The 849-nt window shown below is 36.4% G+C and carries 2 protein-coding genes; both read left to right on the top strand.

Annotated elements, in window-relative coordinates; all coding sequences use genetic code 11:
• The coding region (locus tag AC1DUO_RS25610) for a hypothetical protein (RefSeq protein WP_477989516.1) at positions 1-222 on the top strand (222 nt) is incomplete at its 5' end.
• 340 nt (positions 223-562) lie between these two features.
• Positions 563-849 (top strand): beta family protein (locus tag AC1DUO_RS25605; protein ID WP_477989514.1); only part of this gene is annotated, 287 nt, incomplete at its 3' end.

Below are 849 nucleotides of genomic sequence, written 5' to 3'. Positions count from 1 at the left end.
GCGGGTAGGCGTGGCGGGGATAGCATTGCGCGCAAACCCAATTTTTTATATTCATTCTCGTGTATTGGTATGCCGTGGTTGCATTTTTTAGGGATTGGAGGCTCAATGAGTGCGCCCCGTATCGTGGTGCTTATGGCGTTGTGTTTAGGTGTATTAGCTCTGACTCAAGCTGGCAGCCAGTGTTTTGCCAAAGTTGACCCTATTCAACACTCACTGTTTTAATCAACGGACTCATGTAAAGAATGGGACTTGTTAATAACTCATTAATCCTTTTAAGAAGATTGCCGAGATGTTAAAAAAGCTCCATGAGAGAACCACTCTATTCACCGCAATGTCAAATGCAATGTAAGCTAAAGTTATCAAGAAGTTCAGGAAATATCCCCCCAGAGAAAATCAAATTTTGTTAAATAGCACGAAAACAAAAATTACATATTGACAATAAAAATCACAAAGGACATAGATAATAAACTGACATCATAACTGTCGGCTATTCAAAAAAATTAGCAAACTACGAAAATTTTAAGATGAATAATTTCAGTCTTTTTTCTTATAGGAGAAGTACATGGTAGAAATATCTTATGTGCCAATTTTAAAGACTAAACGCGCAGAGTTTTCAGCAATAAGTCAGTTAAGTCAATATGTTAAATCAAAGTTTATACCGCTTTTTGAAATTGAGCCTGTCGCCATAGACCCAGACCTTGGAACACCAGATAAATCATATAATGATCATCTAAATGATTTTGGAAGGAAACTATCAACCTCTTGTTCAGCTTTTCCAGTAATTTATATCGATGGAATTCTTATCGAAGATCAATTTATTAGCTCTGGCGACTTATATCCAATTACGAA

This window comes from Rahnella sp. P4_A8 (genome assembly GCF_056402435.1).
This window is presented reverse-complemented; position numbering and strand designations above follow the sequence as displayed.